Annotated in this window: 23 protein-coding genes and 1 pseudogene; 2 read left to right on the top strand and 22 right to left on the bottom strand. The window is 43.5% G+C overall.

Annotation, left to right across the window (positions count from 1 at the left end; all coding sequences use genetic code 11):
• Positions 1-89: 89 nt before the first annotated feature.
• The 18 genes and pseudogenes from U9P07_06460 to U9P07_06375 form a co-directional block, all read right to left on the bottom strand.
• Positions 90-317, bottom strand: a complete 228-nt coding sequence (locus U9P07_06460; GenBank protein MEA2109045.1) for a DUF2283 domain-containing protein — start codon at positions 315-317, stop codon at positions 90-92.
• An 898-nt stretch (positions 318-1,215) separates the two neighbouring features.
• Positions 1,216-1,539 carry a type II toxin-antitoxin system RelE/ParE family toxin gene (locus tag U9P07_06455; protein MEA2109044.1) on the bottom strand — a complete coding sequence of 108 codons (324 nt, stop codon included), beginning with the start codon at positions 1,537-1,539 and terminating at the stop codon, positions 1,216-1,218.
• Entirely contained in the window at positions 1,524-1,715 is a 192-nt protein-coding gene (locus tag U9P07_06450) for a hypothetical protein (protein ID MEA2109043.1), read from the bottom strand. Before U9P07_06450 ends, U9P07_06455 begins: the two co-directional genes overlap by 16 nt.
• Before the next feature lie 430 nt (positions 1,716-2,145).
• Positions 2,146-2,544 (bottom strand): putative toxin-antitoxin system toxin component, PIN family, encoded by a 399-nt coding sequence (locus U9P07_06445; GenBank protein MEA2109042.1) that lies wholly within the window; start codon positions 2,542-2,544, stop codon positions 2,146-2,148.
• Positions 2,541-2,768 (bottom strand): ribbon-helix-helix domain-containing protein, encoded by a 228-nt coding sequence (locus U9P07_06440; protein ID MEA2109041.1) that lies wholly within the window; start codon positions 2,766-2,768, stop codon positions 2,541-2,543. Before U9P07_06440 ends, U9P07_06445 begins: the two co-directional genes overlap by 4 nt.
• 369 nt (positions 2,769-3,137) lie before the next feature.
• Positions 3,138-3,816, bottom strand: a pseudogene (locus U9P07_06435) (DUF2235 domain-containing protein).
• A gap of 137 nt (positions 3,817-3,953) precedes the next feature.
• Complete coding sequence (locus U9P07_06430; GenBank protein ID MEA2109040.1) at positions 3,954-4,253, bottom strand: nucleotidyltransferase domain-containing protein; 300 nt, start codon at positions 4,251-4,253, stop codon at positions 3,954-3,956.
• A complete protein-coding gene (locus U9P07_06425) occupies positions 4,223-4,498 on the bottom strand; it encodes a HEPN domain-containing protein (GenBank protein MEA2109039.1) in 276 nt (91 codons plus the stop codon). Before U9P07_06425 ends, U9P07_06430 begins: the two co-directional genes overlap by 31 nt.
• A 361-nt stretch (positions 4,499-4,859) precedes the next feature.
• Positions 4,860-5,225, bottom strand: a complete 366-nt coding sequence (locus tag U9P07_06420) for a hypothetical protein (protein ID MEA2109038.1) — start codon at positions 5,223-5,225, stop codon at positions 4,860-4,862.
• Positions 5,226-5,387: 162 nt separating this feature from the next.
• Positions 5,388-5,576, bottom strand: a complete 189-nt coding sequence (locus tag U9P07_06415; GenBank protein MEA2109037.1) for a hypothetical protein — start codon at positions 5,574-5,576, stop codon at positions 5,388-5,390.
• A gap of 175 nt (positions 5,577-5,751) precedes the next feature.
• Positions 5,752-6,621, bottom strand: coding sequence for a nucleotidyl transferase AbiEii/AbiGii toxin family protein (locus tag U9P07_06410; GenBank protein ID MEA2109036.1), 870 nt, complete (start codon positions 6,619-6,621; stop codon positions 5,752-5,754).
• Entirely contained in the window at positions 6,608-7,156 is a 549-nt protein-coding gene (locus U9P07_06405; GenBank protein ID MEA2109035.1) for a hypothetical protein, read from the bottom strand. The genes U9P07_06410 and U9P07_06405 overlap by 14 nt, the downstream gene beginning before the upstream one ends.
• 111 nt (positions 7,157-7,267) lie before the next feature.
• Complete coding sequence (locus U9P07_06400) at positions 7,268-7,690, bottom strand: DUF86 domain-containing protein (protein MEA2109034.1); 423 nt, start codon at positions 7,688-7,690, stop codon at positions 7,268-7,270.
• Entirely contained in the window at positions 7,683-8,108 is a 426-nt protein-coding gene (locus U9P07_06395; protein MEA2109033.1) for a nucleotidyltransferase domain-containing protein, read from the bottom strand. The genes U9P07_06400 and U9P07_06395 overlap by 8 nt, the downstream gene beginning before the upstream one ends.
• Before the next feature lie 71 nt (positions 8,109-8,179).
• Entirely contained in the window at positions 8,180-8,488 is a 309-nt protein-coding gene (locus U9P07_06390; protein MEA2109032.1) for a type II toxin-antitoxin system RelE/ParE family toxin, read from the bottom strand.
• Complete coding sequence (locus U9P07_06385; GenBank protein ID MEA2109031.1) at positions 8,485-8,724, bottom strand: type II toxin-antitoxin system ParD family antitoxin; 240 nt, start codon at positions 8,722-8,724, stop codon at positions 8,485-8,487. Before U9P07_06385 ends, U9P07_06390 begins: the two co-directional genes overlap by 4 nt.
• A gap of 180 nt (positions 8,725-8,904) precedes the next feature.
• On the bottom strand, positions 8,905-9,330 hold the full coding sequence (locus tag U9P07_06380; protein ID MEA2109030.1) for a type II toxin-antitoxin system VapC family toxin: 426 nt from the start codon (positions 9,328-9,330) through the stop codon (positions 8,905-8,907).
• Positions 9,327-9,536 carry a hypothetical protein gene (locus tag U9P07_06375; GenBank protein ID MEA2109029.1) on the bottom strand — a complete coding sequence of 70 codons (210 nt, stop codon included), beginning with the start codon at positions 9,534-9,536 and terminating at the stop codon, positions 9,327-9,329. The genes U9P07_06380 and U9P07_06375 overlap by 4 nt, the downstream gene beginning before the upstream one ends.
• Before the next feature lie 290 nt (positions 9,537-9,826).
• Here U9P07_06375 and U9P07_06370 point away from each other — a divergent pair, with 290 nt between their 5' ends.
• On the top strand, positions 9,827-10,528 hold the full coding sequence (locus tag U9P07_06370) for a DUF2235 domain-containing protein (GenBank protein MEA2109028.1): 702 nt from the start codon (positions 9,827-9,829) through the stop codon (positions 10,526-10,528).
• 128 nt (positions 10,529-10,656) lie between these two features.
• On the opposite strand, the gene U9P07_06365 is transcribed toward U9P07_06370, so the two are convergent.
• From U9P07_06365 to U9P07_06350, 4 genes are all read right to left on the bottom strand, one after another.
• Positions 10,657-10,920, bottom strand: coding sequence for a Txe/YoeB family addiction module toxin (locus U9P07_06365; protein MEA2109027.1), 264 nt, complete (start codon positions 10,918-10,920; stop codon positions 10,657-10,659).
• Positions 10,917-11,159: a type II toxin-antitoxin system Phd/YefM family antitoxin gene (locus tag U9P07_06360; protein ID MEA2109026.1), complete on the bottom strand. Its 243-nt coding sequence runs from the start codon at positions 11,157-11,159 to the stop codon at positions 10,917-10,919. Before U9P07_06360 ends, U9P07_06365 begins: the two co-directional genes overlap by 4 nt.
• Positions 11,160-11,535: 376 nt before the next feature.
• On the bottom strand, positions 11,536-11,934 hold the full coding sequence (locus tag U9P07_06355) for a type II toxin-antitoxin system VapC family toxin (protein ID MEA2109025.1): 399 nt from the start codon (positions 11,932-11,934) through the stop codon (positions 11,536-11,538).
• On the bottom strand, positions 11,931-12,188 hold the full coding sequence (locus U9P07_06350) for a hypothetical protein (GenBank protein ID MEA2109024.1): 258 nt from the start codon (positions 12,186-12,188) through the stop codon (positions 11,931-11,933). Before U9P07_06350 ends, U9P07_06355 begins: the two co-directional genes overlap by 4 nt.
• A gap of 449 nt (positions 12,189-12,637) precedes the next feature.
• Here U9P07_06350 and U9P07_06345 point away from each other — a divergent pair.
• Positions 12,638-13,665: HisA/HisF-related TIM barrel protein (locus tag U9P07_06345; protein MEA2109023.1), on the top strand; the 1,028-nt coding region annotated here is incomplete at its 3' end.

Genomic DNA, 13,665 nt, shown 5'->3' with positions numbered 1-13,665 from the left:
TCAAGCAAAAATCATACGGGGGGCGGGAGCGATAACAGGCGGCTACAGGCCCCGGATGCGGGGCAAGGGGAAGCGAACGGCAGAAGAACTCAGGCGATTTTTTCCTTTAGAATCTCTTTATTAAAGTCAAGGCTGTAACTCAAGATCGTATTAATATTAAACTTTTTTGAGGCATCAAGAATTTCAATACCGGTCAACTTGCCATCACTGGTCGTATCCAGATTAACCCCTTCCGCGATCTCAACCACCCCATCCGGTTGCCGCTCATCAAGACCGAGGTACAAAGCGTCGACTTCTTCATCATAAAAAACTTTCATCTAACCCGCCCTTTCTTTAAAGGATAATTTGTTATCACAGTAGCAACATCATCACTTACGGAAATCACAATCTTTACTGGATACTTGCAACCCGGCAAGTTGATTATCAATTCGCTTTCTCCTTTACGCAATTGCATCGCCAATAGGTTTTTCTCAATTTCAGCTTCCGAAAGTTTGTACAATTGCGCTCTACGCCGGGCATGACGGGCGAATTTTACCAGCACGCTGATCGACCTTTCGCAAAAATCCTGATTGAACAATAAAATTTATAACTTAACAATATCTCTTTTTAATCTGGTTGTCAAATTTACAAAAACCTCCTATCTGAAAATGCATTATGAATTGTACACTCATCCGCTAAAGTAATTACACGAAGATAACGACCATCGAGAGCTGATACCCGCGCCCAATACGGTAAACCGCAAAGGGGTCAGGTCTTGAAAAATAACTTTTTTTCGTGAGTATCAGAGGGGGGGGGCGACGTTCAACAATAAAGCAAAAGTCTTTCTTTTGGACGATTGGTTCATCCCGCTTATTTTTCATCATAGCGAAAAGTCCTGCCCATGACAGGCCCATGCCGAAACAATGAGAGAAAACAATAGAGGCACAAAAAACACCCTTGTTCAGCAACCATCATTAGAGAAAAAGCCGATATCGCTGTGGGAACCGGCAAACCTGAACTGTTTCAAGGGGCTGCCCCAGATATTTACGAACTATGAAACAATATCGGTATGTGCCGCAAAAGCCTGGGACAGTTCCCTTTTAAACCACAAAGGCTCGGGGACAGTCCCGGTTTTGCAATGATGTTTTTATGAAGTCCGTCAGCGCAAATGACGATTCTTTTCATGAGGAAATGTGAATTATGGGGACATTATGTTTTTTTAGTTGCAATCTCACCTTAACCGGCAGTAGAACTATTCATTCTTTCCCCATAGTCAGGAGAAAGCATTCTCTTTCCATGCACAACAGCCAACACATAAATGACTAACCCTCTAACTTCATAAATAACTCTGTAATTATAGACAAAATGCTCTCTTACGGAATCATCATTTTCTTCCGGTACAACACGTCCTGCAAAAGGAAATAATTCAAGGTTTTTTGTTGTATCTATAATCTTTGTCACAACCGAACATGCGTAATAAAATGAATCCTTTTCAATATATTTGGCGATCGCCTCGACATCACGCAATGATCCGTCTGTCCAGATTACTTTATAATCCATCTATCAAGCCTTTTAACCACTGCTGGCTGTGAATGAATTTTTTTATCTTTTATTTGTTGCCGGGCATTTTTTAATTTTTCAGCAATATAGAGATGGTACTGAATATCCTCAAACGTACTTTCGTCTGGTAGATTTTGAATCAAATTTTCTGCTTCCAATTTTTCTGTTGCCGGCATTTTATCCTCCTGAAAAAAATCGAGCTTAAATTATACCTAAACTGAGCGATTAGCAGTTAGCTGTTAGCAATTAGCCTTTAATAATCAGGACTTTACGTTGATTAGTAACAACAACCATTGGGTGAACATGTATAATATTAGACATCTTGTAATCATTGAGCTAATAGCTAAGTGCTAAAAGCTAAACGCTTAATTCAGGTTATAGTTTCTCGCGCAAATCAGATCATCTATCATAACAATTTGCAATCCCTGAACCTACTCATCATGTTCATATACCTTAAATCCCCGGCTTCGGCAATAGTTGTCCTGCTTGTGTAGTTACGGGGACAGTATACTTAACTCAAGCTTTCGCGATGTTTGTTTTTGGGCCTGGGTATTCCGCTGAAATGCCGCGGGAGATTAAAAGCTACCGGCCATGGAATATAACAGTTTAAGACCTGAGGATTTCAGAAAAATTTTTCGGGGAAACAATGGGAATGGATCGGTATTTTTTCAAGTCAAGAAGATCTTTATCGCCACTGACTACATAGTCTGCCTTAACCGCAATAGCTAAAGCAATGATATTATCATCATCCGGGTCTCGAGATATTCCTGATACTTTTTCCAGGGGGGCTGCCAGAATGGCTTGACAACGTAAATAATCAATAATTTCACTAACGGTATCAACCGGCAATTTTATTTTCCCGGTCAGCTTTTCTTTCACTTCACGAATGATGAATTCACTTATGAAAATTTCATGATTAACGATGCAATTCTCCAACAACAGATGGCAGACACCATGGGTTGCAAACGCGGCGATATAGACATTTGAATCAATAACAATATTCAAGTTAATGCCTTGAACACATCTTCATCAATAAGATATCCGGAAACTTCCGCAAAAGGAAGTGTCTTTGACCGTAATTTTCTGAAGCGTTTAACAGCCAGATAGTTTTTTAAAGATTCACGGACAAGATCACTGAGAGCCTTATTTTCAGACTTGCACAACTCCTGGAGAGATTCCTTCATCTCCTCAGGAAGACGAATAGTAATAGTGGTAGTGGCAGTATCCATAGCATAAACCTCCTTCTCCATATCGTAAGACATGGTCTCACATGCGCGGAACAATGTCAACTTAATTTTTGTAATTACGGGGACAATAATTACGGGGACAGTATACTTAACTCGATCTTTCGCGATGTTTGTTTTTGAAAAATAATGCGGGATCTGCACATCATTCGGAAAATTGCGAAACAGTATAAATGAGAGAAAACCGTACCTGCGGTGTTTGTCAGAATAGATGTCGTGTGGTATAATAAATTCTTTAAGGGAAGAAAATAGACCAGTAATATTTACATCTTCAAACCGCCGGGAAGAAGACATAATCAGACTGTCGGTGACAAATCTGAAAGGGAATGTGATACAGTCGATATTTACCGGTTCTCAGGCTTGATCCGGCCAGCCGTTTTCATCGAGGTAGGCGACAAGGTTGGGCGGGCGGTATTTTTCATCTTGGAGAAAACGGGTTTTTACGGATTCGTGGATCAGGGTCGGAATGCCAGGGTTTTCCAGAGAACGGTGATGTTTTTCTTTGATGCGGTAAAAACTTCGACGAGAGTTATGCAGAGTTGTCGGCTAAAAGTGAGCCGTCTTTATCGGGTTTATAGCTGCCGCCGATATCGCTGTGGGAGCCGGCAAACCAGACCTGTTTCAAATCGAGATTGGGACGCGGCTGCCAGATGGTAGGAATGAAATCGGAGCGCTGTTCGTCGATTGCCAGGACGTGACGGGCGATGTGGGTGTTTTTACCAAGTTTGGTATCGTAAAATTCGTCGCTGTCGGAAAAAAGGCCGAGAAATGAGATCGGAATCCCCATTGAGCCAACCGTATCCCAGGCACCGACAAAGGCGATCTCCCGGGAAGGGTGGGAGTGTTTGTTTTTGATGATGGGGTCGTAGTAGGAGCCGATACCCCAATCGTAAAAAACCTGCTGGGAAGTATTATCGCTGCCGTGAGGTTGAATGGCGCGGGCCAGGCGCAGAACGTTGCTGGGAAAATCTTTGCTTGAGTTTTTTTCGGGGCGATTCCAGGTGCCATCGGCGCAAATGACAATTTTCTTCATGCGATAGATCCCCAGGTGACGCTGACGTTTTCAGCTTTAGAGGATGGCTTGGTGTGCTGGGTTTGCGGCCTAAGCCTTTAACTTCGTAGGCAGCGGCGAAGAAGGTTTTGGTTTGGGTGTGAAAGATGGTTATCCGACTATATCACAACCCCTGTTTTTATTATCTCTTCCAAAAAACCACTATCATCATGTTTTCTTTCAATAATCAGTGGCTCAATTCGATCATCGACAAGTCTGCTTATCTTCCAAATAAGCGGTCTCGTATAAAAATAATCTTCGTTGGACTCATCCAAAATAATAGCAACATCAACATCGCTATCCTCTTTCTGTGTACCTTTAGCATAAGAGCCAAACAGAACAATATCATCAAACTTCATCTGTTTTGAAAGAAGCTTTTTATACTCCTTTAGTTTTGCAATAACTTCTGTTTTATCCATAAATGCAGCTCCTCTGTTTCTTGTAAAATTTGAGTACACCGCTCTTCTGTTAGACTTTTCAATAAACGCTCTTTATTTGAAGGGTATCGAGCTTCAATATTCATTGGTTCAAGTATATCGATAAAATTCTTTTGAGATTCAGAAAACAAACTATAAAGAGATGCTTTTTGGGCAGGTGGGTCTTTGCGATTCTCAAAATCAGCAAATGAACCTGGATAATTACGGCAAAATGATTGCCGTTCCAAGTAGTTGGTCTGGCTGAAGCATTTTGATAATCGAGAAGCTTGATTACCGGGTAGTTAAACTGCAGGTCACAACCCCATAAACCATATGAGAATAGGGAAAGAAAGAACTGGGTGCTCTTTAAATTACTATACCATTGTTTCTATTTTTCTGCAATTTTTCCAAAGACTTTTTTTTTGCAAGCATTTCAGTTACCGCGACCATCCATTTTTTCAACATATCAATTCTTCGCCGGTGGGGCTGGGGGCGGTGTGGTTTGGCCATGGACGCACAAGGACAGTCACAAACAGGGGGCTGCCGGCTCAAGCCCTTAACTTCGTAGCTGGTGGGTCTTACTAATGACCAAAAATGTCAGGTTTTCGGTCAGGCACTAAAAGGTACAAATTGTAATTCGTATTGACAAAATACACCAAACGGGGCGCTATATCTTAAAAGGAGAAAAGATCTTTTCAGAATATCAACAACAGCATTAACTATATCTTTGAATATAGCCGCTTTAAGTTTACCAACTTCCATTTCCATCAAAGAACTATTGGCAGTGAAAAGTTTGGCTGGTCTTGCATAGCTCACTATTCCTGCGGCTTTGCTCAATCGGATCGTACAAATCAAACCCAAATCTGAGCGCCAATTCTGCGAACTTATTTTTGAGAGAACCCTTAGTTTAGAAGATGAAAAATCTGAGAAAGGGAATTTGACAAGTACTACGGAACCTTCTGTAGGAAAGACCATGCTTCATCCTCCTCCGGACGATTCCAATCTTTTGAAAGCGCTGCCTCGCTTAAAAGCGCTGTCTCGCTAATGACATCCGAATCTGCATCAAGAATAGTGATTATCGCCCGGCGAGGAGAACTTAAACGGATAGGTTTCTGCAGGCGAACTTCACCGTTTTTCTCAATAATTGCTTCTACTCATCGTCTCGACAAGGCCGACCAGCTCTTGGGGAACCAGCATGATTTCCAGCTTCAGAGCCCGGCTCAGTTGCATCAGGGTCGAGATTTTGGGATCGCCCTCGGCCTGCTCAATCCGGCTGATCCGAGCCTGCCTGAGCTCCCCGGCCAAGTGAATAAGATCGAAACCCATGATATTCCGAGAAATATAAAATATTATTAAAATATCTCGCAGCATATCAACTGCTCTTGTTTTAGTCAAATATTAAGAAAGACGGAAAAGGAAAAAAGGAGGAAAAAAGGGGTCAGACACCTTTAAATTTTGAAGGTTGACAAAGAGGTGGCGAGCCGGTGCCAAAAATCGTACCCTACACGGAAGACCCTACTGCCAGCGATTTTAGTTCAGACGCCATAAGCTGAATCAGACAGGGCCAAAAGTTTTCGTCCTGGACCCTCTTCCAGATCAAACCCTGAGGCAGAAAACGCTGCATCTCAAAATTGAACTCTTTATGGACAGCCGGGTCTTCAGACATCGCCCGAAGGCGCTGATTATACAATTTAAGATAATCATCCACATGGCACTGATAGTCGGCTATTTTTTTCAGCAATAAACCCGGTGCCGGCGTCACTCCCTGCTGATTCAGCCAGGCGAGATCCCAAAGGTCACGGTTTTTGATGCGATTGGGCCTGAGTGCGAAAGCCAGCAGCTTATCGGCCATAATTTCACCCAGACTCTCGGCCTGAATTATCAGACCGGTGGTGCCCATCTCGACTCCGTAATGATTGCGCAACAACATGGGGCAACGCTCATAACTGGGAACCGCGCAGATATCGAGATTAATCTTCCGGGCCGGCAAATGGCGGCTTTGGGGATGGGTTATAACTTTCATTTTCCAGGTTGAAACGTTGCCGGTTTCCCTTTGGGGATCTGTCACCTCAACCGGCAAGCCATACTTTGTCTGCAGCCGCTCTACCAGCAAAGACCCGAGATCGGACAACTGTTTTTGTTCAAAATCACGGCCTCCACTGAAATCAAGATCTTCGCTTAAACGCTGGGAGCCATAAACCGCCCGGAGACAGGTACCGCCGATAAAAGTAAGATCTTTCAGCAAACCGGCATCACTCATCTCTCTGAGAATGTCATGATGTAAAAGCTCTTTTTCAACCGCGGTTCGCAGGGGCAGCATTCCCTCCCGGCCCGTCAAGGCCTGAGTAACCAGTTTATCAAGCAAGTTCACTGATGGCCTCCATGTCGATCAGCTCCATACTTCTGCGTGATGATACCATATCTTTCAGGGCCAAAGCCACAGACGCCCTCCACAACCGGCAACGTTCATCATAAACCAGATCAGACATGAGGGCGGAGAACTTTTTTTTAGTGTGAACAAATTCAATTTTGCCAAAATCAGCGCAATCAACAATATGGCTGCGGCCGCTGGATTTCAAGGTCAGCCATTGCAGAGGAATCTGAGAAATAATGCCGGCGTCGCTGAGGGCCGATTCCAGGCTGATGTAATTGAATTCATGGGCCCGCAAGCGGGCAGCGGCATGATAGAGAACTAAATCGCGCGGGAAAGCAACCTTGGGATAAACGTACAATCCGCGACAAACCCTTTGCAACAGACCGTTTTTTTCCCCCCGGCCGAGAACAGCCTTAAAGGCGGCCGGCGAAAGTTCCGGCAACAAGGCACTTAAGTCGCGCAGAGAAAAAAGATAATGATCAGGATCGGCCAGTTTTTCGATGCCGGCCGTAAATTTTCTCAAAGGCTGCATAAATATCACAGATATTAAGGCGGCAAAGACAAATAAGGTGCACAACAAGTATCACTTTATACAGCTTAACGTATACCCTCGTCAAGAAAAAAAGCCCTCTTTTTCATCTCCTTAAGGTAAGCAGTCGATGAATTTTAGTATCTGTCGAGCGTAGTCACGAAAATCATCCAGATGCTCGGTGATAATGCGATAGACGATTTTCCAATCTATCTCCTGATAAGCATGCACAACTGTATTTCTAAATCCGACGGCTTTGCTCATACGTTCTGCGACAGCGTCATCAAGGCAACCCGCCCGCCTCAAGGCCTCAAAAGTCCTCGCCATAGTTTCTGGAACCGGAACATCCTGATCGCTGATAATATGAAGTCCGATATCAACACACTGCTGAACAGCCCGCTCCAGGTTCAGGACAATAATGTCCTGCAAATCGTAATCATCAATAAGCAAGTCGCATGATGCCGGGGTTTTATCCTGCACACGTTGAAGACAGCGTCTCAGGCTCTCCAGCTTGTTCAGCACAATATCTTTATCCATCGACAAACCTCCTCTGCCTTTCCAAAAGAGTTCTGGAAACGTAGGGCATCATGTCCGCCTGATTATAAATCATTTTTTTTATCTGCCCGGCCAATACACCTGCCTCTTCCTGAAACAGAACTCGACCCTTACACAATACCTGCTTCAAAATCGTCCCGGATAGAGTTGACAAGTCGACCAGATCAACATTCCGTAACAACTTCTGTTCCAATCGTGCTGCAAGCGTCATTTTAGATTCAGCACCCAGCGGACGATCATAGATAAGCGCGAGATCCACATCGCTGTCGGGGCGCATGTTACCGGCAGCAGCAGAGCCATAGATGATCGCAAGCTTCAGCCCCTTTTCGGCACGCAGCACATTAACTGTTTCAGCAAATATGTCTATAGGTTCCAGCTTTTGCATTTTTATTTGGGCCATAAAGGGACGTTCTTGATTTATTGATTTAACGAAAGACGGGTATGCGAAAACTGTCTCCGAGAACTGGTCGGTCAGAGATACGCTGAGAGTTTGCTAATTATGTCGGAACGACAGTGCAGAAAACGCAAAATCTCTATGTCGATATCGATACTATGGTAGAAAATATAATGCTTACCTTCCACCATATACCGAAAATCACTGCGCAGCATTGGATGGTTTCTCCCCATTTCGGGGAATTCAATCAGAAAATCCAGCCGCTGTTCAAGGCGTTGCCGGTAAATCAGCAGTCGCTTTTCACCCCAGGTTTCGAGCGTGTACTTCGCAATATCCGCCAAATCATTCTCAGCCGCCCGAGTCAACCAGTAGCGACCTGAATTCATTCGTCACTCCCGCGGAGCGTCCGAGATATTATATCTTTGATAGAGTTAGGACTTTGACCACTTGCAGCAGATACTTCCAAGGTATCATTTAAGTCGTCCCAGGCTGTTTCAACAATTACACGCTCATCCATACGCCGAAGAGCATCTCGGACCACTTCGCTGGCATTCCCGTATAAACCGGAGTTAACCTTTCGCTGAACAAGTTCGTAAAGTTCGGGTGTTACTGATACATTCATTTGCATGATGAAAGCTCCTGACATTTTTAACGTTCACTGAATAACAAAGATAGCGCGATTCTTTATAGCAGTCAACGAAAAAAGAGGGGGGAGAAATAACACCAGCAAAAAGTATAAAATATTTTTCGAGGCTGAATTTTGGTTCCCAGCCTAAGGCTGTAAGTTTTGAGACATCGAGAATCATTCAAAAACACTTAACCCCTCATCGCGGAAAAAGCCTCTCAGCCTAAGGTCAAAAGTCACAAACTGACAGTTATTATTTTTTAGGACTACAGCCGAAGACAATTGGATGGAATCTAAGGTTCTCAATCCCTTTTGACCATATCTCATTAGTAGATCCTTAGATAATTGAATAGCATCAAAATCTATCTCAACCCAAGAATATTTGTTGAAATCATCTTCAAAAGCATCCATGACAACTTTTGCGCTTACCTTATCAATCTCATTAGTCCTAACTTTTTTCCAAATAGTAGATCTAAATTCTAACTCAGCAATACCTGACAGGTAGATTTCCTCAACCTGAGAAATCACTTTCTCTACCTCACGTGTGCTATCTTCTGTATGGTACAACTTTACAAGTGCGGAAGTATCAAGAAAAGCTATCATAAATAACTCTCCCTTTCATTAATGACAGTGTCACTCAAATTTCCGTTTAATTTTTCAGTTGCTTTTCTTGCCTTTTTAAAAGAAAAATTAGTTAGATTTACTTTTTTAGATTCTTTAGGAGGTGGATTTTTTTTTAAAGAACGAATGAGAGACTTAACAATAAAAATATCTCGAGTCGATAACCCGTTCAAATCAACATTTTCCATAGTTTCTCCTTATTTTGCCATACCACAAGGGCACTTCCTTCGGTCGCAGCATACACCAGACTAAAGCGTCTTTTTATAACTATTATAAACTTGTTTGATTCCCTCTTCAAGGGTAAACCCCTTTTCAATAGCAGATTAATCCGGCAAAAGCAGTAATAAAAAAGGAGGTTAAAGGAAAAAGGATCGAACCCTCCATCGCTCATTGAAAAATTGCACATATAGAGTATAATTTGATAATCCATACCATAAAGTTATAAAAGTCAAATAAAAGTCAAATTAAGGAGGCAGCAATGGGCAATAAGAAAATCATCATCTGCTGTGACGGCACCTGGAACAACCCCGAGCAGAAGGAAGTCACTAACGTGGTCAAGGTGGCTCGAGCGCTGCGGCCGGCGGGGGGCGACGGGGTGACACAGGTGGTTTTCTACGACTGGGGCGTTGGCTCTGAAGGCGGAATCGGGAAGCTGACCGGGGGCGCTTTCGGCGAGGGCATCGACAAGAACATCCAGGATGCCTACCGTTTCCTGGTTCACAATTACGAGGATAGCGATGAAATCTCTTTTTTCGGTCTCAGCCGCGGCGCGTATACGGCCAGAAGCACGGTGGGAATGATTCGCAATATCGGAGTGCTGAGAAAGGAGTTTGCCGGGCTGATTCCCCGGGCTTACCGGATGTATCGCTCCAAGGCCGGGCCGGACGTGGCGGCGGCCAGGCGCTTCCGGAAGAATTACAGCCGTGAAGTGCGGATTAAATTCATCGGCGTCTGGGATACGGTGGGCGCCTTGGGAATTCCACTGAAAGTGGTGCGGGAGCTTTTGACCCATGGGAAATATGATTTTCATGACACCCGGTTGAGCCGAAGCGTTGACAACGCCGCCCACGCAGTGGCTGTTGATGAAAAACGGGTGGATTTCAATCCGGCAGGATCAATTTCCTCTGCTGAGATTGAGGGTATAGGCCGAGCTATCACGATCCAGCTGGATCTCGGCTGATATAAATCATTAAGCCCCCAAAACGCGAGTCACTGTGTCGTTTAACTATATGATTTTATCCAGTCAAGAACATACTGCTGCCAGAAACCACGTTTTTCCTGAAGAGATTGTTTTCTGACGCCTACCTTTTATTCGTAATGGGTCCACAGCCTTATAATCTTAACAATTTTTTCTTTCTGAAAAACTTGATAAACAAGTCTGTGTTGGATGTTTATTCTGCGGGAGTATGCTCCAGCCAAATCTCCAATTAACTTCTCGTAGGGTGGTGGGTTTTGGAAAGGATTTTCCGATATTATTTCAAGTAGTTTTCGCGCCTTACTTTTCAGACCCGCATGCGTGAGTTTCCTGGCATCTTTTTGAGCTTGCTTTGTAAACAGCAATTTCCAATTCACCAATCAAGCTCCTTTGAACATTTTGATAAGTCTTCATCCAAACCTTTCTTGATTGATTCTCTCATTCCAGGAATAGATAACAAGAAAAGAGTTTCAGAAATAGCATTCCAGTCTTCTTCTGAAATCAAGACAGCGTTGGATCTTTTCCCCGTAATCACAATCGGTTGGTGTGAAGATGCTGTTTCATCAATTAGACTGTACAATTTTGAGCGGGCTTCAGTTGCGTTTAATATAGTCATAATCATTACCTCCTGACTCCAGCGTACGTATTCGCGAGCGTAATGTCAAGTGATATTTGGGCACATAAGCCGGCAGGAAAACACGGATATTTACGGCTGGCAATCTTTAATCGATATAAAGCTGCCTTAAGGGTCTCTCAAAAATAACTTCACATTTTAAAAATGAAAGTCTGATGTTTTTCTCCTTGGATAAATTATGTTTGCGATACATAATGTTTACCATGCATAATATTCTGAGTCAATATCGAAAATAATGGAGTTTACGATAAGCGTACGATAAGGGGACGTTGTTGCTTTATTGCTTTAAGGCTTTTGCAGCAGCATGCTTGATACCGATAGCGTCAAACAGTCGAACCTGCTGAAGAAAGAAAAAATACTAGCTATCGTACCAGAGACGCAAACCAGGAACCAGAGTGAAATGTTTTTTATCATGGGAAATCATGACAGCTCCGGTTTCAAGGGCATGGGAAGCGATCCAGACATCATTGATGGGAATTGGGGTGCCGGCACGTTTTAAAGAAGTTTTTACCATGCCAAAAACTTCAGCAGTTTCATGAGAGGCGTTCAAAATGGCAACACTTGATTTACCCATAAAGGTACGCAGGATGTCGATATTTTCCTTGTTACGATTTCCCCCTTTAAATCCGGCATACAATTCGCCAAGAACGAAGATTGACATAAAGACTATTTCAGCACCGGCCAAAACATTGAGAATATCCTGGTCACCACCAAGATATGATGTGTAGGCATTGGTATCAAGAAGAACTTTATTCATCTCCAATCCTGCCGGTCAATGGTACGGAAATCCTCGATATTTCTGTTGAATTCTTCTATATCTTCTGCGGTCCAAACCCCGCAAAGATCAGAAAAATCCTGCCGGTGGTCCCGAAAATTACCGGCTGCCAAGCCAAGTGAATCAGCCAACAGTTTTTTGATGGTTTTATTAAGGCTCATCCCCTGCTGGCGGGCTTTTTCCCTGATCAGGACATCCAAAGGATCATCAAGTCCGTGTATGGTTATAGATTTCATACCCGCATCCTCCCCTGTGAACCATAAATAGTTCAATATGGTTCAAATATAGTTCAGATTTTAACCGCTGTCAAGCAAAAAAATAAAGAACAAGGCCCATTGGATGTACGTAAAAGCCTAGAAAGCTGTCCTGCAAAAGTAAAATTTAGTCTTTCTCCGGTTTCTACCAAGAGCAAGTAAACCCTAATGCGGGCTTGAAGCCCGCAACCAAAAATTTAATTAGTGCGCCCGCAAATAAGTGCTCTTATCAGAGCCTTGCATAAGTTTCTTCATCAGAACCTTTGCCTGACGGCAAAGAACCCGTGAAGCACTTAACATTTTCTTATTTTTCAAACCAGAAAATAACCTGTAAGGCACTAAAAACAATTTCCATCAAGTCGATAAACGTGATAGACTTTACAACTAATAACGGTATTTTTTTTGGAATTAAGCCTATGGAATGATAAACAATGCTCTCATATGAAAATGCGCTCAAAATACTGGATCAATACGGAAAAGAGGCAGCATGGACCAAGCACTGTCTTGCGGTTGCTGATTTAGCAGCCATTATTTCCACGGCTTTAGGGGAGAAGGCCGAACTAGATACTGAATTTCTGCACTCCGCGGCACTTCTGCATGATATTGGCCGATATGTAACCCATGACCCAATTCTTCACGGAGTTGAAGGCTATAAACTGCTTACAGAACTAGGGTATCACCGGGAGGCCTTCGTTTGTGCCTCGCATATCCTTTATGGTCTCAACCGTCGGGAAGCGGTACAATATGGTTTGCCGGAAAAAGACTTTATCCCCACTTCATTTGAACAGAAATTGATACCTTTAATCGATTTCCTGGTTGAATTCGACAATCCTACAACTTTAAAAAAGCGGTTTTCCTCTTTGCGAAAACGTAATATCGGCAATGTCTATTTCTTGACCAAACTTGCTGAGGCCGAACTGAGGGCAACCTCATTTCAACGGGAAATCAATGAAAAATTTGGCATTTTATTGGAGGATATTGTGAACAACCAAGAAGGAGAAAAAATGAGTCAACAGATTAAAATTATGCCATGTCTAGATATGCAGAATGGCCGGGTTGTCAAGGGGGTTCATTTCGTCGACATCAAGGATGCCGGCAATCCGGAAGAATGCGCTAAAGCTTATTGCGATGCCGGAGCCGACGAGCTCGCCTTGCTGGATATCACTGCCACGGTGGAAGGCAGATCCACTATGCTTGACGTGGTTAAACGGGTCTCTGAAGTCACCACGGTACCGTTTACAGTCGGCGGAGGTATTGCTGACGTAGGATCAGCGGAAGCGGTGCTGAGTGCCGGGGCAGACAAAATATCCACCAGTAGTGCCGCCTTTCGGAAACCTGAAGTAATCGCGGAAATGGTAAAGGCTTTTGGTGCCGACAAGGTAACGGTTGCCATCGATGTGGATCAGAATGCTGCCTTGCCCTCAGGCTATGAAGTCTATATTGACGGTGGGCGGACAGC

This window comes from Pseudomonadota bacterium (assembly GCA_034660915.1).
GTDB lineage: Bacteria > Desulfobacterota > Anaeroferrophillalia > Anaeroferrophillales > Anaeroferrophillaceae > DQWO01.
Note: the sequence above shows the minus strand (reverse complement) of the source record. Positions and strands in the feature narration are given on the sequence as shown.

Excerpts from the sequence above, each read along its gene's own strand:
- U9P07_06450 (MEA2109043.1), bottom strand. The coding sequence starts at position 1,715 with ATGCCGGCAACAGAAAAATTGGAAGCAGAAAATTTGATTCAAAATCTA.
- U9P07_06390 (MEA2109032.1), bottom strand. The coding sequence starts at position 8,488 with ATGAATTCAGGTCGCTACTGGTTGACTCGGGCGGCTGAGAATGATTTG.
- U9P07_06430 (MEA2109040.1), bottom strand. The coding sequence starts at position 4,253 with ATGGATAAAACAGAAGTTATTGCAAAACTAAAGGAGTATAAAAAGCTT.
- U9P07_06355 (MEA2109025.1), bottom strand. The coding sequence starts at position 11,934 with ATGAATAAAGTTCTTCTTGATACCAATGCCTACACATCATATCTTGGT.
- U9P07_06385 (MEA2109031.1), bottom strand. The coding sequence starts at position 8,724 with ATGAATGTATCAGTAACACCCGAACTTTACGAACTTGTTCAGCGAAAG.
- U9P07_06360 (MEA2109026.1), bottom strand. The coding sequence starts at position 11,159 with ATGACTATATTAAACGCAACTGAAGCCCGCTCAAAATTGTACAGTCTA.
- U9P07_06350 (MEA2109024.1), bottom strand. The coding sequence starts at position 12,188 with ATGAAATCTATAACCATACACGGACTTGATGATCCTTTGGATGTCCTG.
- U9P07_06405 (MEA2109035.1), bottom strand. The coding sequence starts at position 7,156 with ATGCAGCCTTTGAGAAAATTTACGGCCGGCATCGAAAAACTGGCCGAT.
- U9P07_06370 (MEA2109028.1), top strand. The coding sequence starts at position 9,827 with ATGGGCAATAAGAAAATCATCATCTGCTGTGACGGCACCTGGAACAAC.
- U9P07_06415 (MEA2109037.1), bottom strand. The coding sequence starts at position 5,576 with ATGGGTTTCGATCTTATTCACTTGGCCGGGGAGCTCAGGCAGGCTCGG.
- U9P07_06440 (MEA2109041.1), bottom strand. The coding sequence starts at position 2,768 with ATGGATACTGCCACTACCACTATTACTATTCGTCTTCCTGAGGAGATG.
- U9P07_06380 (MEA2109030.1), bottom strand. The coding sequence starts at position 9,330 with ATGATAGCTTTTCTTGATACTTCCGCACTTGTAAAGTTGTACCATACA.
- U9P07_06375 (MEA2109029.1), bottom strand. The coding sequence starts at position 9,536 with ATGGAAAATGTTGATTTGAACGGGTTATCGACTCGAGATATTTTTATT.
- U9P07_06420 (MEA2109038.1), bottom strand. The coding sequence starts at position 5,225 with ATGGTCTTTCCTACAGAAGGTTCCGTAGTACTTGTCAAATTCCCTTTC.
- U9P07_06455 (MEA2109044.1), bottom strand. The coding sequence starts at position 1,539 with ATGGATTATAAAGTAATCTGGACAGACGGATCATTGCGTGATGTCGAG.
- U9P07_06460 (MEA2109045.1), bottom strand. The coding sequence starts at position 317 with ATGAAAGTTTTTTATGATGAAGAAGTCGACGCTTTGTACCTCGGTCTT.
- U9P07_06400 (MEA2109034.1), bottom strand. The coding sequence starts at position 7,690 with ATGGATAAAGATATTGTGCTGAACAAGCTGGAGAGCCTGAGACGCTGT.
- U9P07_06395 (MEA2109033.1), bottom strand. The coding sequence starts at position 8,108 with ATGGCCCAAATAAAAATGCAAAAGCTGGAACCTATAGACATATTTGCT.